General features: G+C 69.5%; 24 protein-coding genes. 14 read left to right on the forward strand and 10 right to left on the reverse strand.

Features of this window, described 5'->3' with window-relative positions:
- Positions 1–37: 37 nt before the first annotated feature.
- The 6 genes from INQ48_15340 to INQ48_15365 form a co-directional block, all read right to left on the reverse strand.
- Positions 38–340: a winged helix-turn-helix transcriptional regulator gene (locus INQ48_15340; GenBank protein QRF60495.1), complete on the reverse strand. Its 303-nt coding sequence runs from the start codon at positions 338–340 to the stop codon at positions 38–40.
- A gap of 54 nt (positions 341–394) precedes the next feature.
- Positions 395–1,432, reverse strand: coding sequence for an MBL fold metallo-hydrolase (locus tag INQ48_15345; protein ID QRF60496.1), 1,038 nt, complete (start codon positions 1,430–1,432; stop codon positions 395–397).
- Positions 1,433–1,467: 35 nt separating this feature from the next.
- Positions 1,468–2,058, reverse strand: a complete 591-nt coding sequence (locus INQ48_15350; GenBank protein ID QRF60497.1) for a TetR/AcrR family transcriptional regulator — start codon at positions 2,056–2,058, stop codon at positions 1,468–1,470.
- 197 nt (positions 2,059–2,255) lie between these two features.
- The gene (locus INQ48_15355; protein ID QRF60744.1) at positions 2,256–3,200 is read right to left on the reverse strand and encodes an ornithine cyclodeaminase family protein; all 945 of its coding nucleotides are present in this window, start codon (positions 3,198–3,200) and stop codon (positions 2,256–2,258) included.
- A 31-nt stretch (positions 3,201–3,231) separates the two neighbouring features.
- Positions 3,232–6,690 (reverse strand): molybdopterin-dependent oxidoreductase, encoded by a 3,459-nt coding sequence (locus INQ48_15360; protein ID QRF60498.1) that lies wholly within the window; start codon positions 6,688–6,690, stop codon positions 3,232–3,234.
- A 17-nt stretch (positions 6,691–6,707) separates the two neighbouring features.
- The gene (locus INQ48_15365; GenBank protein ID QRF60499.1) at positions 6,708–8,192 is read right to left on the reverse strand and encodes a short-chain fatty acid transporter; all 1,485 of its coding nucleotides are present in this window, start codon (positions 8,190–8,192) and stop codon (positions 6,708–6,710) included.
- Positions 8,193–8,315: 123 nt separating this feature from the next.
- Between INQ48_15365 and INQ48_15370 the strand changes: the two genes are divergently transcribed.
- Positions 8,316–9,254, forward strand: a complete 939-nt coding sequence (locus INQ48_15370; protein ID QRF60500.1) for a LysR family transcriptional regulator — start codon at positions 8,316–8,318, stop codon at positions 9,252–9,254.
- A gap of 46 nt (positions 9,255–9,300) precedes the next feature.
- On the opposite strand, the gene INQ48_15375 is transcribed toward INQ48_15370, so the two are convergent.
- Positions 9,301–10,167 carry a pirin family protein gene (locus INQ48_15375; protein QRF60501.1) on the reverse strand — a complete coding sequence of 289 codons (867 nt, stop codon included), beginning with the start codon at positions 10,165–10,167 and terminating at the stop codon, positions 9,301–9,303.
- A gap of 131 nt (positions 10,168–10,298) precedes the next feature.
- On the opposite strand from INQ48_15375, the gene INQ48_15380 reads away from it, so the two are divergent.
- From INQ48_15380 to INQ48_15410, 7 genes are all read left to right on the forward strand, one after another.
- On the forward strand, positions 10,299–11,201 hold the full coding sequence (locus INQ48_15380) for a LysR family transcriptional regulator (GenBank protein ID QRF60502.1): 903 nt from the start codon (positions 10,299–10,301) through the stop codon (positions 11,199–11,201).
- A gap of 199 nt (positions 11,202–11,400) precedes the next feature.
- A complete protein-coding gene (locus tag INQ48_15385) occupies positions 11,401–12,021 on the forward strand; it encodes a hypothetical protein (protein QRF60503.1) in 621 nt (206 codons plus the stop codon).
- Positions 12,022–12,034: 13 nt separating this feature from the next.
- Positions 12,035–12,577: an ATP/GTP-binding protein gene (locus INQ48_15390; protein ID QRF60504.1), complete on the forward strand. Its 543-nt coding sequence runs from the start codon at positions 12,035–12,037 to the stop codon at positions 12,575–12,577.
- On the forward strand, positions 12,574–12,957 hold the full coding sequence (locus INQ48_15395; protein QRF60505.1) for a roadblock/LC7 domain-containing protein: 384 nt from the start codon (positions 12,574–12,576) through the stop codon (positions 12,955–12,957). Before INQ48_15390 ends, INQ48_15395 begins: the two co-directional genes overlap by 4 nt.
- Positions 12,958–13,050: 93 nt before the next feature.
- Positions 13,051–13,410, forward strand: coding sequence for a hypothetical protein (locus tag INQ48_15400; GenBank protein ID QRF60506.1), 360 nt, complete (start codon positions 13,051–13,053; stop codon positions 13,408–13,410).
- 234 nt (positions 13,411–13,644) lie between these two features.
- Positions 13,645–14,253, forward strand: a complete 609-nt coding sequence (locus tag INQ48_15405) for a nitroreductase (protein QRF60507.1) — start codon at positions 13,645–13,647, stop codon at positions 14,251–14,253.
- A gap of 176 nt (positions 14,254–14,429) precedes the next feature.
- A complete protein-coding gene (locus tag INQ48_15410) occupies positions 14,430–15,086 on the forward strand; it encodes a 2'-5' RNA ligase family protein (GenBank protein QRF60508.1) in 657 nt (218 codons plus the stop codon).
- 14 nt (positions 15,087–15,100) lie between these two features.
- On the opposite strand, the gene INQ48_15415 is transcribed toward INQ48_15410, so the two are convergent.
- On the reverse strand, positions 15,101–15,760 hold the full coding sequence (locus INQ48_15415; protein ID QRF60509.1) for a porin family protein: 660 nt from the start codon (positions 15,758–15,760) through the stop codon (positions 15,101–15,103).
- Between the two features lie 226 nt (positions 15,761–15,986).
- Between INQ48_15415 and INQ48_15420 the strand changes: the two genes are divergently transcribed.
- Positions 15,987–16,871, forward strand: a complete 885-nt coding sequence (locus INQ48_15420) for an NAD(P)-dependent oxidoreductase (protein QRF60745.1) — start codon at positions 15,987–15,989, stop codon at positions 16,869–16,871.
- On the opposite strand, the gene INQ48_15425 is transcribed toward INQ48_15420, so the two are convergent.
- Together INQ48_15425 and INQ48_15430 are read right to left on the reverse strand one after the other, a co-directional pair.
- A complete protein-coding gene (locus INQ48_15425; GenBank protein ID QRF60510.1) occupies positions 16,872–17,687 on the reverse strand; it encodes an AraC family transcriptional regulator in 816 nt (271 codons plus the stop codon).
- Between the two features lie 55 nt (positions 17,688–17,742).
- Positions 17,743–18,657 (reverse strand): LysR family transcriptional regulator, encoded by a 915-nt coding sequence (locus tag INQ48_15430; protein QRF60511.1) that lies wholly within the window; start codon positions 18,655–18,657, stop codon positions 17,743–17,745.
- 128 nt (positions 18,658–18,785) lie between these two features.
- On the opposite strand from INQ48_15430, the gene INQ48_15435 reads away from it, so the two are divergent.
- The 5 genes from INQ48_15435 to INQ48_15455 are packed head-to-tail and all read left to right on the forward strand — an operon-like array spanning position 18,786 to position 22,875.
- The gene (locus tag INQ48_15435) at positions 18,786–19,778 is read left to right on the forward strand and encodes a 2Fe-2S iron-sulfur cluster binding domain-containing protein (protein ID QRF60512.1); all 993 of its coding nucleotides are present in this window, start codon (positions 18,786–18,788) and stop codon (positions 19,776–19,778) included.
- Positions 19,779–19,808: 30 nt separating this feature from the next.
- Positions 19,809–21,068 (forward strand): Rieske 2Fe-2S domain-containing protein, encoded by a 1,260-nt coding sequence (locus INQ48_15440; GenBank protein QRF60513.1) that lies wholly within the window; start codon positions 19,809–19,811, stop codon positions 21,066–21,068.
- Positions 21,065–21,547 carry a nuclear transport factor 2 family protein gene (locus INQ48_15445; GenBank protein QRF60514.1) on the forward strand — a complete coding sequence of 161 codons (483 nt, stop codon included), beginning with the start codon at positions 21,065–21,067 and terminating at the stop codon, positions 21,545–21,547. The genes INQ48_15440 and INQ48_15445 overlap by 4 nt, the downstream gene beginning before the upstream one ends.
- 3 nt (positions 21,548–21,550) lie before the next feature.
- Complete coding sequence (locus INQ48_15450) at positions 21,551–21,919, forward strand: chorismate mutase (GenBank protein ID QRF60515.1); 369 nt, start codon at positions 21,551–21,553, stop codon at positions 21,917–21,919.
- Positions 21,916–22,875, forward strand: coding sequence for a tripartite tricarboxylate transporter substrate binding protein (locus tag INQ48_15455; GenBank protein ID QRF60516.1), 960 nt, complete (start codon positions 21,916–21,918; stop codon positions 22,873–22,875). The genes INQ48_15450 and INQ48_15455 overlap by 4 nt, the downstream gene beginning before the upstream one ends.
- Positions 22,876–23,016 lie beyond the last annotated feature (141 nt).

Here is a 23,016-nt window from a genome sequence, read left to right on the forward strand (position 1 = left end):
TATCGAGAATTACCGATGTTTCGGGATAAAAAAAGGGTCAAAGCTCCTTGCCGATGAGCTCGGCCAGGGCGCTGATGGTTGCCTCGTTGCGCTTGTAGTAGGTCCACTGACCGATGCGACGGACTTCGACGAGACCGGCGCGCTGCAAGGTCGCCAGGTAGTCCGACACCGTCGACTGCGACAGCCCGACGCCTTCCTGGATGCTGCTGACGCAGACCCCCACCGTCAGGACGTCGCCTTCGTCCTGCGGAGGAAAGTTCTTCGCGGGATCCTTCAAGCCCTTGAGGATGTCGAGGCGCGTAGGGTTCGAGAGGGCCTTGAAGACTTCGAGCAGTTCCATGCGCCGATCGTATCGGAATTTACCGATATCCCAATGCCGATGACGTATGACCCTTCAGGTCGCGGGGGCCAGCCACCACGCATGCCCCGTGCGCGGCGCTTCCAACGCCACCCGTTCTCCCATCACCGGCGTGGCCAGCTTCACATCGCGCGCCCGTGCCAGCGCCTGGATCCGCTCGAACGGCTCGTTCCACGCGTGCATCGCCAGGTCGAAGGTGCCGTTGTGCACCGGCAGCAGCCAGTGCCCGCGCAGGTCCAGGTGGGCCTGCAGCGTCTGCTCGGGCTGCATGTGGACCTCGGCCCATTGCCTGTCGTAGGCGCCGGTCTCGAGCATGGTCACGTCGAAGGGGCCGTAGCGATCGCCGATGGTCTTGAAGTCGGCGTGGTAGCCGGTATCGCCGCTGAAGAAGAGCCGCAGGTCGCCGGACAGGATCACCCACGAGGCCCAGAGGGTGCGGTCCTCGTCGAGCAGGGTGCGGCCCGAGAAATGCTGCGCGGGCACGGTCGCGAGGCGGATGCCGCCGACGCTGGTCTCGTCCCACCAGTCGAGCTGCCGCACCCGCGCCGGGTCGACGCCCCAGCCGATCAGGCGGTCGCCCACGCCGAGCGGCGTGACGAACACCTCGACCTTGGGCGCGAGCCGCGCGATGGCGGCGCGGTCCAGGTGGTCGAAGTGGTCGTGCGAGAGGATCACGCCCTTGATCGGGGGCAGGTCGTCGATGCCGATCGGCGGCGCGTGGAAGCGCTTGGGGCCCGCCCATTGCACCGGCGACGCGCGCTCGGAGAACACGGGGTCGGTGAGCCAGAACTCGCCGTCGAGCTTGAGCAGCAGGGTCGAATGGCCGAGGCGATAGAGGCTGCGGTCCGGCGCTTCCAGCAGCGCCGCGGTCGTCAGCGGCCGCACCGGAATCGGCGTGCTCGGCACGGTGGTGTCGCTCTTGCCGGTCAGGACCCGCCAGCCGATCGCCACGGTCTTCAGAAAACCCATCGGCGCGCGCGGCACGACGTTGCGATAGACGCCGTCGCGCTGCTGCGGCGACTGGGGATGGGCCGTGGGACGCGAACCGCAGGCGCAAAGCGAGAAGGTGGACATGGCGAGGACTCCGTTCGTGAACAGGTGGAAGGGGCTCAGGCGCCGGCCGCCGGGCCGGGACGGCCGCAGACGAGGCGCACGGTGGTGCGGATGCCGGCCTGGTACTCGGCCGGGGTGCGGGCGTAGTGCTTGAGGCCGTGCGAGGCGGCATACAGGTGCTGCGCGAGCGCCTTGGCCGTGAGGCCGGCGCCGCGCCAGGGCACGGCGTCGCCGGCGGACTGGATGGCGCGTGCCAGTTCCTTGGGAACGGCCTGGTCGAACTCCTCGAGCACCGGGCCGACCAGCTCGCGCGCGGTCGCGACGATCTCGTTCATGTGCTCGAGCGACATCTGCGAACCGTCGTTCTGCGCATGCAGCGCCGCGAAGGCGCCGACCAGCCGCTCCTCGATCGGCAACTCCTCGCGCGCCAGCGCGGCGCGCATGGCCGCGAGGCCGCGTTCGGCGAACCAGGTGACGGCCTGCTTGAAGAGTTCGTCCTTCGCGCTGAAGTGCAGGTAGAGGCCCTGGCGCGAGATGCCGGCGGCGCCCGCAAGGTCGTCCATCGAGGTCTTGCGATAGCCGTAGCGCAGGAAGACGCCGATCGCGGCCTCCATGATCGCGACGCGCCGGTCGGGGGGCGGGGCCATCAGCGGGGCGCTCCGGCAAGGCCGAAGGAGATCGAGGGCAGAGAAGGCATGGGCGAGTTCGACGGTTAGGGTGGTGTTCAAGGCCCCCGCCGATCGACGCACCACGAAGCCCGGCCGCCGGTCCGCGAGGACAGGCGTCGAACTTTACAATATTGATCTATTTTGTCAATTTGGTCTGGAGATCGAGACCCCGCTCCTCACGCGGTTTCAACGCTCTCGTAGACGAGGATCGCCGCCGCGAGGTCCTCGAGCGCAGTGCCAACGGCCTTGAAGACGGTCCGTCTATCGGACTCGGTTCGTCCCTGGACCCGGCCGGCGGCGAGGTCGGCCAGCTCTCCCGCCACGTCCGCCGCCGCGAACACGCCGCGCGACATCGGCCCGAGCAGTTCGCCGCTCTTCTGCAGCGCTTCCCGCGTGTCGATGAAGAGCCTCGCGCCAACGAAAGCGTCGTCGTCGGCCTCGCGCATCTGCGGTGTGAAGCTTCCGATCAGGTCGAGGTGGCCGTGCGGCCGCAGCCAGGCGCCTTCGATCACCGGCTGCGTGGCGAGCGTGGCGCAGCTCACGATGTCGGCTTCGCTCGCGGCCTGGCCGAGGTCGGTGGCGACGAACGCATCGATATCTTGCGCGTGGAGACGCGCAGCGAGTTCCTTCGCCGCCACTTCGTTGCGATCCCAGACCGCGATGCGCTCGATCGGCCGCACGGTGCGAAAAGCCTCGGGAACCAGACCACCGACACGGCCGCAACCGACGACGAGCAGGCTGCGCGCCTCCACGGGTGCGAGGTACGACGCGGCGAGGGCCGATGCGGCGGCGGTGCGGCGCGAGGTGATTTCGTTGCCATCGATCTGCGCCAGCGGCTCGCCGGTGCGTGCGTCGTAGAGCGTGTAGGTCGAGAACAGCCCCGGCAGGCCGCGTTCGGCATTGCCCGGGAAGATGTTCACCGTCTTGATACCCAGGTAGCGGCCCTCCTGCCACGCCGGCATGATCAGCACGGTTCCGCCCGGTTGCTCGGCCTGGCCCGCAAGCGCATGCACATGCCGCAATGGCACTTCGCAGCCGGCGATGAACATGTCGCGCAGCGCGGGGATCAGGCGCTCGAAGCGCAGGGCGCGGCGGGTGGTTTCGGTATCGATGGTTCTCATGGGGTAGTGGCGGGTGAACGGAGGTCGGGGCTCATGCATCGAGCACGAGGTCTTCGAGCGGCACGGCCTGGCATGTCAGGCACACGGCCGGGTCTTCGGGTTCGCGGCCATGCAGGTGCGCGACCTTGCCGGCGATCAGGCGCACGGCGCAGCTTTCGCATTGCCCCACGCGGCAGCCGCTGGGCAGTGGCAGACCCAGCGATTCGCCGAAGCTCATCAAGCTGCCTTGCCGGGGCGTCCACGTGGCGGGCCCGCGGCCCGAGCGCGCGAAGCGGACCTCGAACTGCTGGATGCCATCGGTCGGCGGCGCCGCGGGCGAACGGAACACCTCGCTGAAGATGTCGAAGCGCGGGACGCCGCGCGCCACCAGTCCCGCGATGACGCTGTCCATCATGGCGGGCGGGCCGCACAGGTAGAAGCGTGCCCGTTGCGCGATCAGCGCATCGTCCACCACGCCGGCATCGATGTAGCGGTCCGACTGGTAGTCGATGCCGAGGCGGTCCTCGGGCAGCGGCGCGTTGTAGTGGTCGATCACCCGCAGCCGCGGCAGGCGCGCGCGGTGCTGCGCGATGCGTTCGCGGAAGGCGTGCGTCGCGCTGTTCTGGTTGGCGTAGTAGAGCTCGATCGCGGGGCCTTCGGCGCCGTCGGGCAGCGACTCGAGCAGGCTGATGAACGGCGTGATGCCGATGCCGCCCGCGAACAGCACCAGCGGCTGGGGCGAACGTCGGGGAATCACGAAGCCGCCGGACGGTGCCCGCAGCTCGACCGTGTCGCCGAGCTTCAGTTCGCGATGCAGGTGGCCCGACATGCGCCCCTGGTACGGCGTGCCGTCGGCCGCGCGGCCGCGCTGGTGCCGCACCGCGATGCTGTAGCCGCGCCGATCCTCTCGCTCGGCCGCACCGGTGAGCGAATAGGCACGCGAGACCGGCGTGCCATCGCCGGGGTCGAGCTTGAGTTCGACATGCTGGCCGGGCCGGTAGTCGGGCAGGGCGCCACCGTCGACGGGCGCGAAGTGGATGCCCAGCACGCCTTCGGCCTCGGGCCGCAGCTCGTCGATGCGAAAGCGGCGCATGCCCGTCCATGCGCGCTGTCGCAACGCCGTGGCGAGATCGCGTTCGATGTCGCAGAGAAAGGAGCGGTGCGGCGCCGAGCCGCTGACCGGGTCGCAATGGTCGGCCGAGATCAGCGCGTTGAAATTGCTGCTCAGCGCACCATCGACCGGCAGGCCCTCGCGGTCCAGCTCGCTGCAGCCCTGCCACCAGCCGAACTCGGCCACGACGACATCGTCGGCCAGGCCGGGCGTGACGCGCGCGACGAAGCGGGCCTCGCCCACGCGCGTGCGGATGCGCAGCCAGTCGCCGTCGACGATGTGCTTGGCCTGCGCGAGCGCGGGGCTCAACTCGGCCACCGGCTCGGGCGCGCGCCTGCGCAGCGAGGGCAGGCTGCGATGCTGGCTGTGGCAGTAGAGGCCGTTCTTGGCCGAGCTCAGCACGTAAGGGAAGCGGCCCTGTTCGGTCGCCCTGGCGTCGCGCGGCGTGTCCGCGGGCTCGACGAAGCTCGCCACGGGCGGCTGACCGTGGCGCAGCAGGGTTTCGGAATAGAGCTCGACGCGGCGCGTGGGCGTGTCGAAGCCTCGCACGCCGGTGGGCGTTTCGCGCGCGTACTTCCGTTCGCCCGCGTCGATGTCGCAGGCCACGCCTTCGGGCCGCTTGCGCAACTGCGCCACCGTGAGACCCAGCGGCTCGAGGATGTGGTTCCATCCGGCCTCCAGGCTGCCGCCGAAGAATGCCTGTCCCATGCCGAGGCGTTGCGCGAGATCGAACAGCACCTCGTTGTCGGAACGCGATTCCCCGCGCGGTGCCACCATGCGCTGGCGCAGTTGCACCCAGCCGGCCGCGCGGTCGTCGATCTCGAAGCCGATGCGCAGGCCCTCGCGCTCCCAGGGCGTGTCGATCGGCAGCAGGATGTCGGCATGGCGCGCGGCCGGCGTCTCGAACAGGTCGCAATGCACGTGGAACTCGAGCTGCGACAGCGCCTGCTGCGCGAGCGCGGTGTCGGCCTGCGAGACCGGCAGGTTGGTGCCGAAGGCCATCATCGCGCGCACCTTGTACGGCTCGCCCTCGACGATCGCGCGATAGGTGTCGCGCGCGGTCACCCAGCCCTGGGCGGGCGGGCCGATCGGCCGTTCCTTCAGGCCGAGCGCCTTGGCGCGCTGCGCATCGGGCAGCAGCGAGAGCGCATTGACCGCGTTGACGCGCGGGCCGGTGCGCACGCGGTTGCCGCCGATGCGATCGAAGCTGCCGCACAGCGCGTACAGGGTGGCGACCGCGCGTTCCGACTGGGTCGCGTTGGTGTGTTGCCCGATGCCGGTCCAGGCGTGATAGGCCGTGCGGTGCCCGCCGCCGAACAGCTCGGCCGCGGCGCGCAGCGGGGTTTCGGGCACGCCGGTGATGCGTTCCACCTCCCGCGGCGTCCAGGTGGCGCAGGCCTGCGCCAGCAGATCGAAGGCCGGGCGGCACGCGAGGCGCTGGCCGTGCTCCGTCGTCACCGTGACAGCACCGCGCAGGCGGAAGTGGGGCGAGCCTTGAGCTCGTGCGGCCCGAGCGGTGTCGTAGGGCACGGCCCCCTGGTCCGCATCGCTCCAGACCATGAAGCGGTCGCCCTCGGCATCGGGCCGCAGGTCGCGCTCGCGCAGCAGATGCCCGTCGTCGTCGCGCACCAGCAGCGGCGCATTGGTCCAGTCGCGCACGAAGGCTGCGTCGAAGCGCTCGTCCTCGATCAACAGGCGGATCAGCCCGAGCGCGAGCGCCGCGTCGGTGCCGGGCCGCACCGGCAGCCACACGTCGGCCTGGCGCGCCAGCGCCGTGGGACGCGGATCGACCACGATCATCCGCGCGCCTTTCGCGCGGCCCTTCGCGATGGCATTGGCCTGCGCCAGCCAGGTGTTGCTGGGGTTGTGGCCCCACAGCACGATCAGCTCGGCCTGCGCATAGTCGGCCGGCGGCATGCCGCAGCCAAAGGTGAAGGCATGGGCGAAGTCCTTGTGCCAGTTGCAGACCTCGGTCGCATAGCAGATGTTGGGGCTGCCGAAGAGGCGCACGAAGCGCTCGATCCAGTCGATGCTGTCGCTCAGGGGCGTGCCGCTCGGCGTGGTGACCGCGAACACCACCGATTCGGCGCCGCTCTCGGCCCTGATGGCGCCCAGGCGCCGGGCGGTCTCGGCCAGCGCCTCTTCCCAGCCGATGCGCACCCAGCCCGGATCCGGATCGCCCTTGGGCCGCGTGCGGCGCATGGGATGCAGCACGCGGTGCGGGCTGTGCACGAGCTCGGGCGCGGCCTTGCCCTTCATGCACATCGCATGGCCGGTCGGGTGCGTCGTGTCGGGCCGCACCGACACCAGCATGTCGCCGCGCACCTCGTTGAGCGTGCCGCAGCGCGAGCGGCAGAGCGTGCAGTAGCCGGGCTTGGTGTGTGTCGTGGCCGCGGCCATTGGAGTGCCCGGTCCGTTCAAGGCATCACCGGTGCCACGTAGCTCAGCGTGCGACCCAGGAACCACAGCATGAAGAGCACCAGCGGCGCATGGACCAGCAACTGCAGGAAGGTGAAGCCGACGATGTCGCGCGCCTTCAGCGAGAGCACGCCCAGCAGCGGCAGCATCCAGAACGGGTTGATCAGGTTGGGCAGCGCCTCGGCCGCGTTGTAGACCTGCACCGCCCAACCGAGGTGGACCTTGAGTTCGTTGGCCGCCTGCATGACGTAGGGCGCCTCGATGATCCACTTGCCGCCGCCCGAGGGAATGAAGAAGCCCAGGATGGCGGAGTACGCGCCCATCACCACCGCGAAGCTGTCGACGCTGGAGATGCTCACGAACAGGTGCGCGATGCGGTCCGACAGCGTGTGGCCGCCGTCGCCCTTGGCGGCGGTCAGCATGGCCGCGATGGCGCCGTAGAGCGGAAACTGGATGATCACGCCCGCGGTCGAGGGCACCGAGCGCGACACGGCGTCGAGAAAGCTGCGCGGGCGCCAGTGCAGCAGCATGCCGATCATCAGGAACAGCAGGTTGTAGGTGTTGAGCCCCGCGATCGCGATCAGCGGGCTTTTGGCCATGAACTCCTGGGCGAGCCAGCCGAAGCCGAGCGCGCACAAGAGCAGCGTGAGCAGCGGGCTGCGCTCGAGCCATTCGCCGGGGCGCCGCGCGGCGGTCACGTCCGTGGCCGGCTTCACTTCGGCCAGGTCGATGCCAAGCTCCTGCGCCGTGACCGCGCTCTCGGCCGTGGGCGCGGACCACAGCGCGATCGCGACCGAGACGGTGATCAGCACCAGCGCCATCACCATCGACTGCCACAGGAAGATGGTCTGGCTGAACGGGATCACGCCGGTGATGTCGAGGATGCTCTTGGGCAGGCTGGCGGCGTTCGCCTGCAGCTGCGCGGCCGAGGAACTGAGGCCGAGCGCCCAGGTCGCGCCCAGCCCGAGATAGGCGGCCGCGCCGGCAGCGCGGTAGTCCATGCGCAGCTCGGTCCGGCGTGCCAGGGCGCGCACGTACAGCGCGCTGAAGATCAGCGAGATGCCCCAGTTGAACAGCGACAGGATCATGCTGATCGCCGCCACGTAGGCGATGGCCTGGCGCCCCGACACGGGCACCGATGCCAGGCGACCGATGAAGCGCGCGGCCGGCGGCGAGGTCGCGACCACGTAGCCGCCGATCGCGACCAGCGCCATCTGCATCGTGAAGACGATCAGGCTCCAGAAGCCGTCGCCGAAGGACTTGGCCACGACCAGCGGGCTCGATCCATTGAGCATCGCCGCAACGGCGACCACCGCCGCAGCGATGGCCGCGAACACGTAGGCATCGGGGAACCAGCGCTCGGCCCAGGCGGTGAAGCGCAGGCCCAGTCGGCTCAGCAGGCCGGGATTCGCGTGGCTGGTGTTGTGCGCGGCGGAAGGGCGCAGGGCGTCTTGCCTGGGGGCTGTTCTTGAGGTCGAGGGCATGGTGTCTCCGGTGGCTGGGCCTGGGGCGTCGTTCGCGCCCGGGATGTCGTGCGGGGCGACTATGGGCGAATGCTTGCGTCAATTCAAATATTGAATATCAATAGAGTGATATAGGATCGCTCTATGTCGATCACGATCAAGCAGCTGCAGCACTTCGTCGCCACGGCCCACACCGGCCAGGTCTCGCGCGCGGCGCAGCGCTGCTACGTGAGCCAGCCCTCGTTGACGACCTCGCTGCGCAATCTCGAGACCGCGCTGAAGGTCCAACTCTTCACGCGGCATTCCGACGGGCTGCGGCTCACGGTGCATGGCGAAGGCTTCCTGCGCCATGCGCAGCACATCCTGCGCACGCTCGAGGTGGCGGTGGAGGAGACCCATGGCTCGGCGTCCTCGGTCGAAGGGCGCGTGCGCATCGCCATCACGGACACGGTGTCCGAATACATGCTGCCGAAGATCATCGGCGCCATGCGCCGGCAGTTGCCGCTGGTCGAGTTCGAACCGGTCGAGCGCAACCGCGAGGAGATCGAGGCGGGCCTGCGCAGCGGCGAGTTCGACCTCGCCGTGGTGCTGGTCTCGAACCTCTCGCAGGCGCCCGACATCCGGCGCGAGAACCTGCTGAAGTCGCAGCGCCGCCTGTGGACCTCGCTCGACCATCCGTTGGCCACCGGGCAGTCGGTGTCATTGAAGGAGATCGCGGAGCTTCCGTTCGTGCTGCTCGACATGGACGAGCACGTGGAGACCGTGGGCCGCTACTGGGGCGCGGCGAAGCTCGAGCCCAAGGTCGTGTTCCGGACCAAGTCGATCGAGGCCGTGCGCAGCCTGGTCGCGCAGAACGTCGGCGTCACGATCCTGTCGGACCTGGTGTTCCGCCCGTGGTCGCACGACGGCGGCCGCATTCGCCGCACGGCGATGGCGGGCGCGGTGCCGTCGATGGACCTGGGGCTGGCCTACCGGCGCAGCGGTGTGTTGTCCGAAGCGGTCGCCGCCTGCGCGAGCACCTTGCGGCTGCTGGCGAAGACGGTGACGCGCGAATCGGACCTGCGGGCCGGCGACGGTCCTTGAATGGAAAAGGCCCCCGCGTCTTTTTCAAACGCGGGGGCTCGATCGCTCAGGCCGGCATGCGCCCGAAGCGGCCGCTGTTGAAGTCGGCCATGGCCTGGCGGATCTCGGCCTCGCTGTTCATCACGAACGGACCGTAGCCCACCACGGGCTCGTCGATCGGTTCGCCCGACAGCCACAGCACCGTCGCGTCGCTGTTGGCCTCGATCTCCACGCCGCTGCCGGCGGTGTCCAGGTGCACCAGCTGCCCTTCACGCGCGATCGTCTCGCCATTGACCAGCACCGTGCCGCGCAGCACCACCAGCGCCAGCGTGTGGCCTTCCTTCGCCTCGAAGCGACCGGTGCGGCCCTGGGCGATGCGAAGGTCCCACACGTCCATCGGCGTGAAGGTGCGCGCCGGGCCGCGCTGGCCGTCGAATGCGCCGGCGATCACGCGCACCCGGCCCGCGCCCTCGGGCAGGTCCACCGACGCGATCTGCGCGTCGAGCAGGGTCTGGTAGCCGGGCTCGGCCATCTTGTCCTTCGCGGGCAGGTTGACCCAGAGCTGCACCATCTCCATCGTGCCGCCGCGTTCGGTGAAGGCGCGCGAGTGGAACTCCTCGTGCAGGATGCCGCCGCCGGCGGTCATCCATTGCACGTCGCCCGGACCGATCAGGCCGCCCGCGCCGGTGGAATCGCGATGCTCGACCTCGCCCTGGTAGACGATGGTCACGGTCTCGAAACCGCGGTGCGGATGCTGGCCCACGCCACGCGGGCGGACGGCCGGTTCGAAGGACGTCGGCGCCGCATGGTCGAGCAGCAGGAACGGGCTCAGGTGCTTGCCCAGGCCGTCGTAGCCGAACAGCGAGCGCACCGGAAAACCGTCGCCCACCCAGTGCGTGCGGGGGGCGCTGTAGACACCGAGAACCTTCTTCATCTTCATCTCCTTGCGTCGCCAGGACGAGGGTCCTGGCCGATGGATAGAGAATATGGGTTGAACGATGGATGCGGTAGATAGCGATATTTGCCATCAGCGTTCTATTTGGTGAACGATGAGGGGTGCAAGCGATGAAGGACCTGAACGACCTCTACTACTACGTGCAGGTGGTGGACCACGGCGGTTTCGCGCCCGCGGGCCGCGCGCTGGGCATGCCCAAGTCCAAGCTCAGCCGGCGCATCGCGCTGCTCGAGGAGCGCCTGGGCACGCGCCTGATCCAGCGCTCGACGCGGCGCTTCGCCGTCACCGAACCGGGCCAGACCTACTACGGCCACTGCAAGGCGATGCTGGTCGAGGCCGACGCGGCCGACGAGGCCATCGCGCTGACCCAGGCCGAGCCGCGCGGCGTGGTGCGCATGACCTGCCCGGTGGCGCTGCTCGACACGCATGTCGGCGACATGGTGGCCGCCTTCATGGTCGCGCACCCGCGCGTGCAGATCCATCTCGAGGAAACCAACCGCCGCGTGGACGTGGTGGGCGAGGGCGTCGACGTCGCCATTCGCGTGCGGCCGCCGCCGATCGAGGACAGCGAACTCGTGATGCGCGTGCTCGCCGAGCGCGGGCAGTGCCTGGTGGCGCATCCGCAGTTGCTGTCGGGCGGCATCCCGCGCGTGCCCGCCGACCTCGCGGGCCTGCCGAGCATGGACCTCGGCCTGCCGCAGCACGAGCATGTGTGGACCCTGCTCGGCCCCGACGGCGCGCAGGCCGCCGTCCGCCACCAGCCGCGCCTCGTCACGCGCGGCATGCTCGCACTGCGCGCCGCGGCCCTCGCGGGCGTGGGTGTGGTGCAACTGCCGTCGATGATGGTGCGCGAGCAGATCGCGCGCGGCGAGCTGATCCACGTGATCCAGGGCTGGGCGCCGCGGCGCGAGATCATCCACGCCGTGTTCGCTTCGCGGCGCGGGCTGCTGCCGGCGGTACGGGCGCTGGTGGACTTCCTGGCGGAGCGTTTTGGGGCGCTGGACGAGGACTGAATTCGCGTTCCATTCGCCGTGGGCGGTCCGTGACGTTTCTCCTAATCGCTCATTGAAGTCGCCCCTTAGGCAACAAATGTTGTGGATTTGTTCGCGGTGTTCGCCCGAATCTCAGGATTCATTTGTACACACGTACATCATTTAGTTAACGGCTACAACAATATGCAACCATTCAAAAAAAACAGTCAGGGAAGAAGGTATGCCACTCGTTCTGGGCGTGATGGGGCTCCCTCCGGTTGAGGTCGAGCTCCTGAGAATCATCGTCCGCCTCAGCTCCAATCTCCGTTCGCGCTGGACGGTCAGTGAATCGCAATCCTGTGATCTGCTGCTGATCGATGGCGACGGGCCTGCCGCCGAGCGGCAGGCGCCACCGGCACGTTTCGTGGTGCCGATGGTGGCTCGCCGCGGCGATGCCGCCGTGCCGGCCAGCCCTTCGCTCGCGCGCCCCATCTATGCCGAAGAAGTGGTGGAACTGCTCAACCGGGTCGCGCCCAACGCCTTGCCCGACGACGCGACGCAGGCCGGCGCGCGCGCCTCGCTGACCCGCTGGCCGTCGCAGGCGACGCTGCAGCGGCACCCGGCCCATGTCAGGCTGGCGGCGGCGCTCTCCAGGAGCGCGCAGTCGGCCGAGAGCCTCGGCGCATTGGGCCAGGTCGATGTCGAGGTATGTCGCGCCTTCCTGCGTCTGCTGGCGGAAGAAGGGGCCCTGGCCTGGGCCACGGAACTGCCCGGCGTGCCTGGCGCGGCCACGACCGCCGATGCGCGGCAGCAGAAGCAGGGGCTGCTTTCGCGCATCCGCCGGCGTCTGGGCCTGTCCTGAGCGACGGCGCGCCATGAGGGATTTCAAGCTCGTCTTCACGGGCCCGATGGGCGTGGGCAAGACCACGGCCATCGCCGCCATCAGCGACATCAAGCCCATCGGGACCGAGGTCGCCAATGCCGACAGCTCGGTGGCCAAGGCCACCACGACGGTGGGACTCGATTTCGGCCAGCTGACGCTGGACAACGGCGACCGGCTGCGCCTTTACGGCACGCCGGGACAGGCCCGCTTCGACTTCATGTGGAAGATCCTGGTGCGCGATGCGCTCGGCCTCGCGATCCTGATCGACAACAGCCGGCCCGATCCGCTGGCGGACCTCGCGGCCTATCTCGATGGCTTCGCGGGTGCGCTCGAGACAATGCCTTGCGCGCTCGGCATCACGCGGCTGCCCACGCATCCTTCGCCCACGCTCGACGACTACGCCGGCGCGCTCGCGGCCCGCGGGCTGGTGCTGCCGGTGCTCGCCATGGACCCGCGTCGCAAGGACGACGTCGTTGCCCTGATCGAAACGCTGCTCATGCAGATCGAGGTGATCGACGAGGAGATCGCACCATGAAGATTCCCCACGCGCTCGAGCTGCGCGCCGCGGCCGAGGCCCGCGGCGTGCTCGACGAGACGAGCGGCGTCGTCTCCGTGGTGGTCGCCACGCCCGACGGCTTCGAGATCGCTCATGCCAGCCTGCGCGACTTCGACCCCTCGCGCATCGCCGCGATGGCCAGTTCGATGGCCGCCATCGGCGCCGTGGCCTCGCAGGAGGCGCGCCTCGGTCGTTGCACCTGCATCACCGTGGCCACCGACAAGGGCTTCGCGCTTGTCAGCCCGGTGCGCAACGGCGGGACGGAACTGGTGGTGAACGTCATCGCCAATGCCGACGCGGTGCTCGCGCAGGCGATGTACCGGACCGCCGCATGCGTGCGGGCGCTCGAGGCGCCGTGACGCGCTGATCGCCATTGCCGGCGGAGACGGGGTGCATGCGACGCCTCCGCTTCATCCTTTCATTCGCATGATCATTCACAGGGAAAAGAACACATGGCCTCGATCCAGAACAGCCTCGACAACCTCCTGACCGCCGACGGCGCACTGTGCGCCGCCGTGGTCGACTCCACCAGCGGCATGATGCTGGGCGCCATCGGCTCTGGCGTCGACCTCGAGGTGGCGGCCGCCGGCAATACCGAAGTGATGCGCGCCAAGCTCAAGACGATGCGCGCCCTTGGTCTCAACGACAGCATCGAGGACATCCTGATCACGCTCGGCAAGCAGTACCACCTGCTGCGCCCGATGGCGCAGAAGGAGGGGGTGTTCATCTACTTCGTGCTCGACAAGTCGAAGTCGAACCTGGCGCTGGCGCGGCGCAAGCTGCAGGAGGTCGAGAAGGACATGAACTTCTGAGCGTCCGCGCACCGGGTGCCTTAGACGCACCCGGTGCATGGGCAATGCGGCGCCGATACGATGCTTTTTCGTTCGCCGCCCCGTCGAACCTTGGTGACCGCTGTCTTCGTCGCGAACGAGGACCCGGATGCCAGCCATCTCGCCCGACGCGGCGGGACAGCCCGCCACTGAACCCTTGCAGCACCTGTCATTCCCGCGGGGCGGCTTCCTCGTTTCGTTTCGAAGGACGCCGACATGCACGCCGACACCTCCATCTCCCGTTCCGTCCGGCGCGAAGCGCTCGACCTGCTGCTGCAGCGCCATTCCCCCTGGCCACTGACCGACCCCGCACCCTCGGCGCAGGACCTCGACCTCGTCTTCCAGGCCGCGCTGCGCGCCCCCGACCACGGCCAGCTCCAGCCCTGGCGCTTCATCACCATCCGCGGCGAGGCCCGCCTCGCGCTCGGCGAGGTGTTCGCGCAGGCCGCGCGGCAACGCGATCCCGAAGAAGACGGCGAGCGCTTCCGCAACAAGGCGATGGCCGCGCCGCTGCTGATCGCGATCTGCGCGCGCGTGCTGGCGCCGCACAAGATCCCCGAGTCCGAACAGGTGCTGGCGGTCGGCGCCGCCGCGATGAACATGCTCAATGCGCTGCACCTGCTGGGCTATGGCGGCTTCTGGGCCACGGGGCTCAACAGCTACGACCCGCGGGTGCAGCGCGCGCTGGGCCTGGGCGAGGCGGACCGGCTGCTGGGCTTTCTCTACGTCGGCACGCCGAAGGAGGCGACGCGCGCGCCCGAGCGTCGCGCACCCGAGTCCTTCGTGCGCGAATGGACCGGCCCGGCGATCGACGCGGCGCGCTGAAATTTCTTCGCGCGGCGGTCCCGGATCGCGCCGGGCATCTGTACCATTCAGCCCCCCAACGAATGCCTTCCGCCGTGCGGTCCTCGACCGCCACCGCACGCGCCCCCACGCTTGACTGCCGCCATCCGCCACACCCGCCGCCGCGCGCCCGCGTCCCCGCACGAGGGCCGACGCGCATGAAGTCCCGCCGCACCGCCCCCGCGAGCGAACAGCAACTGCTGCTGCCCGGCATCGACGCACCGCCGCCACCGCTGCGCACGCGAGCCCGCGCCACCCCTGGCGAACGCGCGCCGCGCAAGCCGCCGCCGGCGCACGTGCTGTTCTTCGCGATCCATCCCGGCGCGGAAGATGCCGCGCGCATCGCGGCCTGGAGCGCGCAATGGCATGCGGAACGGGACCTGCGGGCCATGCACGTCGAGCCCGAACGGCTGCACGTCACGCTGCATGAGCTGGGCGAGCACGAAGAGTTGCCGCGCGACAAGGTCGAGCTCGCGATCGCGGCCGCCTCGCGGCTGCACCTGCCGCGCTTCGAGGTGGCATTCGACGGCGTGGCGCGCTTCGCCAAGGGCGCCTGCGTGCTGCTCGGCGGCGACCACGGCGAAGTGGCGGCGCTAGCGGCCTTCCGGCAGCGCCTGGGCGAGGTGCTGGCCGATGCGGGCTTCGCGCCCAAGCGCGCCTTCACGCCGCACCTCACGGTGTCGTACATGCGCGGCGCGATGGAGCCCGCCACGGTCGAGCCGGTGCGCTGGACCGCCGCGAGCTTCGCGCTGATCGACAGCCGGCGCGCCGAGGGCGTGCACGAGGTGCTGGGCCGCTGGGCGCTGCCGGGCTGAAGGCCCCGGGGCCGTCAGAAGTTCGCGCGCACGCCCACGGTCAGCAGGCCGGCCTTGGCGTGCTTCGAGACCTTGCCGAAGTAGTCGTAGTCGGCGGTGATCGAGAGATTGCGCGTCACGGCGTATTCCGCGCCGAAGCCGGCCATGAGGCCCGTGCCGTTGCCGCCGATGCTCTCGCCGCCAAACAGGCGGTGGCTGTTGCCGGCCGATACCCGGCCATGCGCCACGCCGAGCCGGCCGTTGAGCGCGAACGACTCGCCCAGCGGCAGCCGCGCGGTGGCGGCCGCGTAGAACACCTGGCCGGTGCCGTTCTCGAGCACCGAGTGCGCGCCGAATCCGCTGTAGCTGGTGTTCCACTGCTTCACGCGGCCCAGCCGCGCATAGCCGCCTTCCACGCCGAAGGTGTCGGTGAAGCGATAGCCGCCATAGAGCTTGAACGCGGTGCCGCTCTTGCTGTTCTTCTCGCCGCCCCAGGGCACGGGCACGCGCGAGGACGAGGGCAGGCTGTAGCTCGAGCGGCCGATGGCGCCGCCGACGTACAGGCGCGTCGTGTCCTTGCCGTGGTCCGCCGCGCTGGCACGCATGGACGCGGCGGCGGCCAGCAGCAGGGCGGACAGGAGCAGCGCGGTGCGCAGCGGCGAAGTCTTGGGCAGCGAGGTTTGGTTGGAAGGCATGGAATGCTTGAGAAAGATGAGATGAAAGGGAAGGGAGCCACGGGCGCCACGCGGTGCGTCGGTGGTTGCGTCCATTCTCGAAAGCGAGCCTGAAGAAAGGCTGCGCCTCCGCTGAAGGCTTCGTGAAGCGGGCCGCCGCACAAAGCTTCAAGACACGGCCCTCGCCGAGGGCTAAGGTCCCGCGCCATCCCTTCCTCATTCATTCACGGAGACACGGTTGACTGACATCGAACCCCTCGGATTCATCGGCCTGGGCGTCATGGGCCAGCCCATGGCGCTCAACCTCGCGCGCGCGGGCACGCCGCTGGTCGTGTGGAACCGCTCGCCCGCGCGCGCCGAGCCCTTGCGCGAAGCCGGCGCGCAGGTCGCCGACACGCCCGCGCAGGTGCTGCGCCGCACGCGCATCGCGATCCTGATGCTGGCCCACGGCGAGGCGATCGACGAAGCGCTGGGCCGCGGCACGCCGGCCTTCGCGGACAACGTGGCGGGGCGCACCATCGTCCACATGGGCACGACCTCGGCCGCGTACTCGCAGGCACTGGCCGACGAGGTCCGTACCGCGGGCGGGCGCTATGTCGAGGCGCCGGTCTCGGGCTCGCGCAAGCCGGCCGAGGCCGGGCAACTGGTGGCGATGCTCGCCGGCGACGCGGACGCGGTGGAGGCGCTGCGGCCGCTGCTCAAGCCCATGTGCCACGAGACCGTGGTCTGCGGCCCGGTGCCGCAGGCGCTGCTGATGAAGCTCTCGGTCAACCTGTTCCTGATCACCATGGTCACGGGCCTCGCGGAGGCCTTCCATTTCGCCGACCGCCATGGGCTCGACACGCGCAAGCTGGTGTCGGTGCTCGAGGCCGGGCCGATGGCCAGCGCCGTGTCGCGCATGAAGGCGCAGAAGCTGTTCGCGCAGGACTTCGAGGTGCAGGCCTCGATCACCGACGTGCTCAAGAACAACCGGCTGGTGGCCGAGGCGGCGCGCGCGGCCGGCGTGGCCTCGCCGCTGCTCGATGCCTGCCATGCGCTCTATGGCGAGACGCAGGCGCTGGGCCTGGGCGCGCTCGACATGGCGGCCGTGGTGCGCGCGATCGAGGTGCGCACCGATACCGGCGCGCGCTGATCAGCCCAGCGCCGCGCTCCAGCGCGCGGGCGTGAGGCCGTAGGCCTGCTTGAATTGGCGCGACATGTGGCTCTGGTCGGCGAAGCCGGCCGCGTCGGCCGCATCGGCCAGCGAGCTGCCGCGCCGCAGCAGCCGGCGCACCGCGTCGAGCTGGCGCAAGGTGCGAAAGCGGCTCGGACTGGTGCCGAAGGCCGCGCGGAACTGGCGCGCGAGCGACCATCGGTCGAGGCCGGCCAGGCGCTCGAGCGTGGCCATCTCGGGGCGCTCGGTCGGCGTGGCGGCGATGTGCTCGCGCACGCGCGCGAGGCCCGCGAGTTCGAGCGGGCCGGTCGCGGCCGCGCACCCCGTGGCCGCGTTGACCAGCAGTTGCGCCACCGCGACCGCGAACTCGGTGCGCAGCACCTCGTCGTCGATCGCGGCGTCGAAGTCCCAGAGCTCGCGCGCGGTGGCGAGGCCCGTGCCGAGGGCCCGCAGCCGCGTCGCATCGAGCACCGGCTGCGCCACGAAGGGCAGCCGCCGTCCCTGCAGCGCGCGCTGCACCAGCGCCGGATCGACGTAGAGGATGCGGTAGCCGAAGCCGTCGTCGGTGCCCGCGCCGCCGTCGTGCAGCTCGTCGGGATGCAGCACGTGGCACTGGCCCGGCAGGCATTGCTGCTGCGTGCCGCGGTAGCGAAAGCGCTGCACGCCTGCGAGCGTGATGCCGATCGCGTAGGTGTCGTGGCGGTGCGGCGAGAAGGCCTGGCCGTGCAGGTGGGCCTCGAGGCGTTCGATGCCTTCGGTGCCGGGAGCGATCCGGATGCGGGGGGAGGGCGCCATCGTGATGCGGAAAGAAGGGACGGCCGTGTTTGTACGCCGAACCCGAAGACCGTGCTCAGTCGCCGTCGGCGAACTGGTCGAACAGCAGTCCGCGCAGCCACTGGTTGCCCGGATCGCGGTGCAGCTTGGCATGCCAGAACAGGTTGATCGCGATCTGCGGCAGCGCCACCGGGTGCGGGCGCCACACCAGCCCGAAAGGCTCGGCGATGCTCTGCGCGAGCCGCTCGGGCACGGTGGCGATCATGTCGCCCGAGCGCAGGATGTGGCCGATGGCCACGAAGTGCGGCACGCGCAGCCGGATGCGCCGCTGGATGCCCTGCGCGGCCATCACGTCGTCGGCCTTGCCGTGGCCGGTGCCCGCGGCCTGCACCAGCACGTGGTCGGCCGCGACGAAATCCTTGAGCGACACGCTGCGCTTCTTCGCGAGCGGATGGCTGCCGGCGAACAGGCACACATAGCGCTGGCGGAACAGCCGGCGCTGGAACACGCCCGACTTGAGCTGCGGCAGCAGCCCGATCGCCAGGTCGACATGGCCGGCCTCGAGCTCCTCGCGCAGGTTGGTGGCGGTGTTGTTGCGCACGGTGCTGATGGTCACGCCCGGCGCAACCGCCGACAGCGCGGCCATCAGCTTCGGCGTGAAGTAGATCTCGCCGATGTCGGTCATCGCGAGCGCGAAGGCGCGCGTGCTGGTGGCCGGGTCGAACACCACCTGCTGGTTGAGCGCGGTATGCAGCGCGCCCATCGCATAGGCCACCGGCTCGGCCAGTTGCAGCGCGAAGGGCGTGGGCTCCATGCCGCGCGCGGTGCGCAGGAACAGCTCGTCGCCCAGCAGCTTGCGCAGCCGCGCGAGCGCATTGCTGATCGCGGGCTGCGACAGGCCCAGCGAAGCGGCCACGGCCGACACGCGTTTCTCGGCCAGCATGCGGTCGAACACCAGCAACAGGTTGAGGTCGATGTCCTTGAGCTGCATGCCGGACCTTTATTCATTTCGGTGATGAAGAGGATTCACGGAATTCTATTGGTCAATCGGCGACGGCCGCGCATCATCCGTCCCCGAGACAACCGGCGCACCGCGCCCGCCCACGAGAAGAACATCCGATGGACCTGCACATCCACCCCCTGGCCCGCACGCTCGAGGTCCGCCCCGGCGCGAACCTGCTCGAAGTGCTGCGCGAGCACCATGTGCCGGTGTCGTACAGCTGCATGGCCGGGCGCTGCGGCACCTGCCGCTGCAAGCTGGTGTCGGGCCAGGTGCTCGACGCGGGCCAGGATGCCATCCGCCCCGACGGCCAGGGCGAGCGCTACGTGCTGGCCTGCCAGGCCACCCTGACCGAGAGCTGCGCGATCGAGATCCCCGAGCCCGACGAGGTGGTGGTGCATCCGGCGCGGGTGCTCAAGGCCACGGTCACCGGCATCGAGACGCTGACCCACGACATCCGCCGCCTGCGCCTGAAACCCAACAAGCCGCTCGAGTTCTCGCCGGGCCAGTACGCGCAATTGCAGTTCGCGCCGGGACTCGCGCGGCCGTACTCGATGGCGGGCCTCGGCCGCGACGACGAACTCGAGTTCCATGTGCGCCGCGTGCCCGGTGGCCGTGTCACCGCGCATGTGTTCGAGCAGCTGCGCGTGGGCGACGCGGTGCGTGTCAGCGGTCCGCTGGGCACCGCCTACCTGCGCACGAAGCACCGCGGGCCGATGCTCTGCGCGGCCGGCGGCACCGGGCTGGCGCCGATCCTGTCGATCGTGCGCGGCGCCATCGAGGCCGGGCTCACGCAGCAGTCGATCCACCTCTATCTCGGCGTGCGCTCGGGCGCCGACGTCTACGGCCTCGCCGAGCTGCGCGAACTGCAGGCGCTGCATCCGCGCCTGACGGTGCAGGTGGTGGTGGTCGCCGGCCCGGTCGAGGCCGGCCAGCGCCTGGGCCTGATCACCGACGCGATCCGCGCCGACTGGCCCGGCAGCCTCGAGGGCTGGCGCGCCTACCTCTGCGGCTCGCCGCCGATGGTCGAGGCCGTGACGCAACTGGTGCGCGGCCGCGGCCTCGCGCCCGAGCAGATCCATGCCGATGCCTTCTACCTGCAAGGCACCTGAAGAATTGCCGGAAAGACAAGGAGACCCGCGATGACAACGCAAGCCGTGTTCCCGATCGAGTTGCGCTGGGAGAACGAGCAGACCAGCCGCATCCCGTTCAAGGCCTACACCGACGAGGAACTGCACCGGAAGGAGCTGCAGCGCTTCTTCTACGAGAAGCATTGGTGCTACGTCGGCCTCGAGGCCGAGATCCCGAACCCCGGCGACTTCAAGCGCACCGCCGTCGGCGAGCGCTCGGTGATCCTGGTGCGCGACATGGAGGGCGAGATCCACGTGGTGGAGAACGTCTGCGCGCACCGCGGCATGCAGTTCTGCCGCGAGCGCCAGGGCAACCGCAAGGACTTCGTCTGCCCCTACCACCAGTGGAACTACTCGCTCAAGGGCGACCTGCAGGGCGTGCCGTTCCGCCGCGGCGTGAAGCAGGACGGCAAGGTCAACGGCGGCATGCCGGGGGATTTCAAGCTCGAGGAGAACGGCCTCAACAAGCTCAAGGTCGCGCGGCGCGGCGGCGTGGTGTTCGCCTCCTTCGACCACGACATCGAATCCTTCGAGGACTTCCTCGGCCCCGAGATCCTGCGCTACTTCGACCGCCTGTTCGACGGCCGCAAGCTCACCATCCTCGGCTACAGCCGCCAGCGCATCCCGGGCAACTGGAAGCTGATGCAGGAGAACATCAAGGACCCGTACCACCCGGGCCTGCTCCATACCTGGTTCGTGACCTTCGGGCTCTGGCGCGCCGACAACAAGTCGGAGCTCAAGATGGATGCGCGCGGGCGCCACGCCGCGATGATCTCCACGCGCGGCAGCGCGGGCAAGGCCGCGCAGGTGACGCAGGTCTCGAGTTTCAAGGAGAGCATGCAGCTCAAGGACCCGCGCTTCCTCGACATCGTGCCCGAGCCCTGGTGGGGCGGGCCGACCGCGGTGATGATGACGCTGTTCCCGAGCCTGATCCTGCAGCAGCAGGTCAACAGCGTGTCGACGCGCCACATCCAGCCGGTGGGCCACGATGCCTTCGATTTCGTCTGGACCCATTTCGGCTTCGAGGACGACAGCGCCGAGATGACGCAGCGCCGCCTGCGCCAGGCCAACCTGTTCGGGCCGGCGGGCTTCGTGTCGGCCGACGACGGCGAGGTGATCGAGTTCTCGCAGCAGGGCTTCGAGCAGAAGCCCTACCACCGCACGCTGGCCGAGCTCGGCGGGCGCGAGGTCGAGAACACCGACCACATGGTGACCGAGACGCTGATCCGCGGCATGTACCGCTACTGGCGCGAAGTGATGGAGGCCGCATGAAGCAGCTCGACCCCGCCGCCTACCTCGAGCTGGCGCGGCTCTACGCGGCCTACGCCCACGCGGTCGATTCGGGCCAGTGGAGCCTGTGGCCGGCCTTCTTCACCGAGCAGTGCAGCTACCGGCTGCAGCCGCGCGAGAACCACGAGCGCGGCCTGCCGCTGGCCACGCTGTCCTTCGAGAGCCGCGGCATGCTGGAAGACCGCGTCTACGGCATCCAGGAGACGCTGTTCCACGACCCGTACTACCAGCGCCACGTGGTCGGCTTGCCGGTGGTGCACGGTGTCGACGACGACGGCGCCATCCACAGCGAGGCCAACTACGCGGTGTTCCGCACCAAGCTCGACGGGCCCTCGACCGTGTTCAACGTGGGCCGCTACATCGACCGCATCGTGTCCACGCCCGAAGGCCTGAAGTTCGCGTCGCGCCTGTGCGTGTTCGACAGCGAAATGATCCCGAATTCCATCATCTATCCGATCTGAGCCATGCAGGACAAGGAACCCGAGACCCACGGCGCGCCGCTGCGCCGCTTCACCGACCCGGCCTACCGGCCGCTGTGCGCCAACCTCGCCGAGGTGCGCGAGAACATCGATGCGCTCGACCGCCGGATCGTCGCGCTGCTGGCCGAGCGCGGCCGCTACGTGAAGGACGCGGCGCGCTTCAAGCGCGATGCCTTCCAGGTCTCGGCGCCGCGGCGCCAGCAGGAGGTGATCGACAAGGTGAGGGCGCTGGCCGAGCAGGAGGGCGCCTATCCCGAGGTGGTGGAAGCCGCCTACCGCGCATTGATCGCGGGCTTCATCGCGCGCGAGCAGCAGGACCACCTGGGCATGGTGGACGTGGAGGCCGCGCCATGAAGACGCTGTTCGTGCTCGCCGCCACGGCCGCCGTCGCCCTGACTGCCCAGGCCCAGGACTGGCCGCAGCGCCCCGTGCGCGTGATCGTGCCCTTCGCCGCGGGCGCCTCGCCCGACATCCTCGCGCGCATCGTCAACGACAAGCTCGCCGCGCGCATCGGCCAGCCGCTGATCGTGGAGAACAAGCCCGGCGCGGGCGGCAACAGCGGCACCGACCAGGCCTCGAAGGCGGCGCCCGACGGCTACACCTTCCTGCTGTCGGTCAACGCGCCGCTGGTCTACAACACCATCCTCTACAAGAACCTGCCGTACGACCCGTTCAAGGACCTGGTGCCGGTGTCGCTCGCGGCCACCACGCCCAATGTGTGCGCGGTGTCCAACGGCATGAACGCCGACTCGGTCAAGGGCTGGCTCGAGGCGCTGAAGCGCAACCCCGGCCAGTTCAACTTCGCCTCGACCGGCAACGGCTCGATCTCGCACCTGGGCGTGGAACTGGTCAAGCTCAAGACCCGGTCCTTCGCGGTCCACATCCCCTATGCGTCCTCGGGCCAGGCCGTCACCGCGATCATCCAGGGCGACGTGCAGTTCGCCTGCCTGCCGCCGGTGTCGGTGATGCCGCAGGCCAAGGCCGGCCGGCTCAAGGCCATCGCCGTGACCTCGGTTGAGCGCTCGGCGCTGCTGCCCGAGCTGCCGACCCTGCGCGAATCGGGCCTGCCCGACATCCAGGCCGTGCCGTGGTTCGCCTACATGGCGCCCAAGGGCACGCCCGATGCGATCGTGCAGCGCATGAGCCGCGAGATCGCCGCGGTGCTCAAGGACCCCGAGGTGCAAAAGCGCCTGCAGACCGCGTACTTCGATCCCGTGGGCAGCACGCCCGAGGCGCTGGCGAAGTTCATGGGCGAGGAGCTGCGGCGCTGGAAGCCGGTGATCGAGCGCACGGGGCTCAAGCCCGACTGACGCGGAAGGCCCGCCGCGAAACCCCCCACCGTTCGCGCTGAGCTTGTCGAAGCGTCGCGCAAGGCTTCGCCCTTCGAGAAGCTCAGGACAGGCCAAGCTAGGCCCGAACGGATGGGGCTCACCACCCATTCAGGACAGAAA

The sequence above is a fragment of the Variovorax paradoxus genome (assembly GCA_016806145.1).
Classification (GTDB): Bacteria; Pseudomonadota; Gammaproteobacteria; order Burkholderiales; family Burkholderiaceae_C; genus Variovorax.

Excerpts from the sequence above, each read along its gene's own strand:
- INQ48_15410 (QRF60508.1), top strand. The coding sequence starts at position 14,430 with ATGAAGTCCCGCCGCACCGCCCCCGCGAGCGAACAGCAACTGCTGCTG.
- INQ48_15405 (QRF60507.1), top strand. The coding sequence starts at position 13,645 with ATGCACGCCGACACCTCCATCTCCCGTTCCGTCCGGCGCGAAGCGCTC.
- INQ48_15395 (QRF60505.1), top strand. The coding sequence starts at position 12,574 with ATGAAGATTCCCCACGCGCTCGAGCTGCGCGCCGCGGCCGAGGCCCGC.
- INQ48_15370 (QRF60500.1), top strand. The coding sequence starts at position 8,316 with ATGTCGATCACGATCAAGCAGCTGCAGCACTTCGTCGCCACGGCCCAC.
- INQ48_15350 (QRF60497.1), bottom strand. The coding sequence starts at position 2,058 with ATGGCCCCGCCCCCCGACCGGCGCGTCGCGATCATGGAGGCCGCGATC.
- INQ48_15415 (QRF60509.1), bottom strand. The coding sequence starts at position 15,760 with ATGCCTTCCAACCAAACCTCGCTGCCCAAGACTTCGCCGCTGCGCACC.
- INQ48_15345 (QRF60496.1), bottom strand. The coding sequence starts at position 1,432 with ATGTCCACCTTCTCGCTTTGCGCCTGCGGTTCGCGTCCCACGGCCCAT.
- INQ48_15390 (QRF60504.1), top strand. The coding sequence starts at position 12,035 with ATGAGGGATTTCAAGCTCGTCTTCACGGGCCCGATGGGCGTGGGCAAG.
- INQ48_15430 (QRF60511.1), bottom strand. The coding sequence starts at position 18,657 with ATGCAGCTCAAGGACATCGACCTCAACCTGTTGCTGGTGTTCGACCGC.
- INQ48_15445 (QRF60514.1), top strand. The coding sequence starts at position 21,065 with ATGAAGCAGCTCGACCCCGCCGCCTACCTCGAGCTGGCGCGGCTCTAC.
- INQ48_15425 (QRF60510.1), bottom strand. The coding sequence starts at position 17,687 with ATGGCGCCCTCCCCCCGCATCCGGATCGCTCCCGGCACCGAAGGCATC.
- INQ48_15385 (QRF60503.1), top strand. The coding sequence starts at position 11,401 with ATGCCACTCGTTCTGGGCGTGATGGGGCTCCCTCCGGTTGAGGTCGAG.
- INQ48_15340 (QRF60495.1), bottom strand. The coding sequence starts at position 340 with ATGGAACTGCTCGAAGTCTTCAAGGCCCTCTCGAACCCTACGCGCCTC.
- INQ48_15435 (QRF60512.1), top strand. The coding sequence starts at position 18,786 with ATGGACCTGCACATCCACCCCCTGGCCCGCACGCTCGAGGTCCGCCCC.
- INQ48_15450 (QRF60515.1), top strand. The coding sequence starts at position 21,551 with ATGCAGGACAAGGAACCCGAGACCCACGGCGCGCCGCTGCGCCGCTTC.
- INQ48_15380 (QRF60502.1), top strand. The coding sequence starts at position 10,299 with ATGAAGGACCTGAACGACCTCTACTACTACGTGCAGGTGGTGGACCAC.
- INQ48_15455 (QRF60516.1), top strand. The coding sequence starts at position 21,916 with ATGAAGACGCTGTTCGTGCTCGCCGCCACGGCCGCCGTCGCCCTGACT.
- INQ48_15365 (QRF60499.1), bottom strand. The coding sequence starts at position 8,192 with ATGCCCTCGACCTCAAGAACAGCCCCCAGGCAAGACGCCCTGCGCCCT.
- INQ48_15440 (QRF60513.1), top strand. The coding sequence starts at position 19,809 with ATGACAACGCAAGCCGTGTTCCCGATCGAGTTGCGCTGGGAGAACGAG.
- INQ48_15375 (QRF60501.1), bottom strand. The coding sequence starts at position 10,167 with ATGAAGAAGGTTCTCGGTGTCTACAGCGCCCCCCGCACGCACTGGGTG.
- INQ48_15400 (QRF60506.1), top strand. The coding sequence starts at position 13,051 with ATGGCCTCGATCCAGAACAGCCTCGACAACCTCCTGACCGCCGACGGC.
- INQ48_15360 (QRF60498.1), bottom strand. The coding sequence starts at position 6,690 with ATGGCCGCGGCCACGACACACACCAAGCCCGGCTACTGCACGCTCTGC.
- INQ48_15355 (QRF60744.1), bottom strand. The coding sequence starts at position 3,200 with ATGAGAACCATCGATACCGAAACCACCCGCCGCGCCCTGCGCTTCGAG.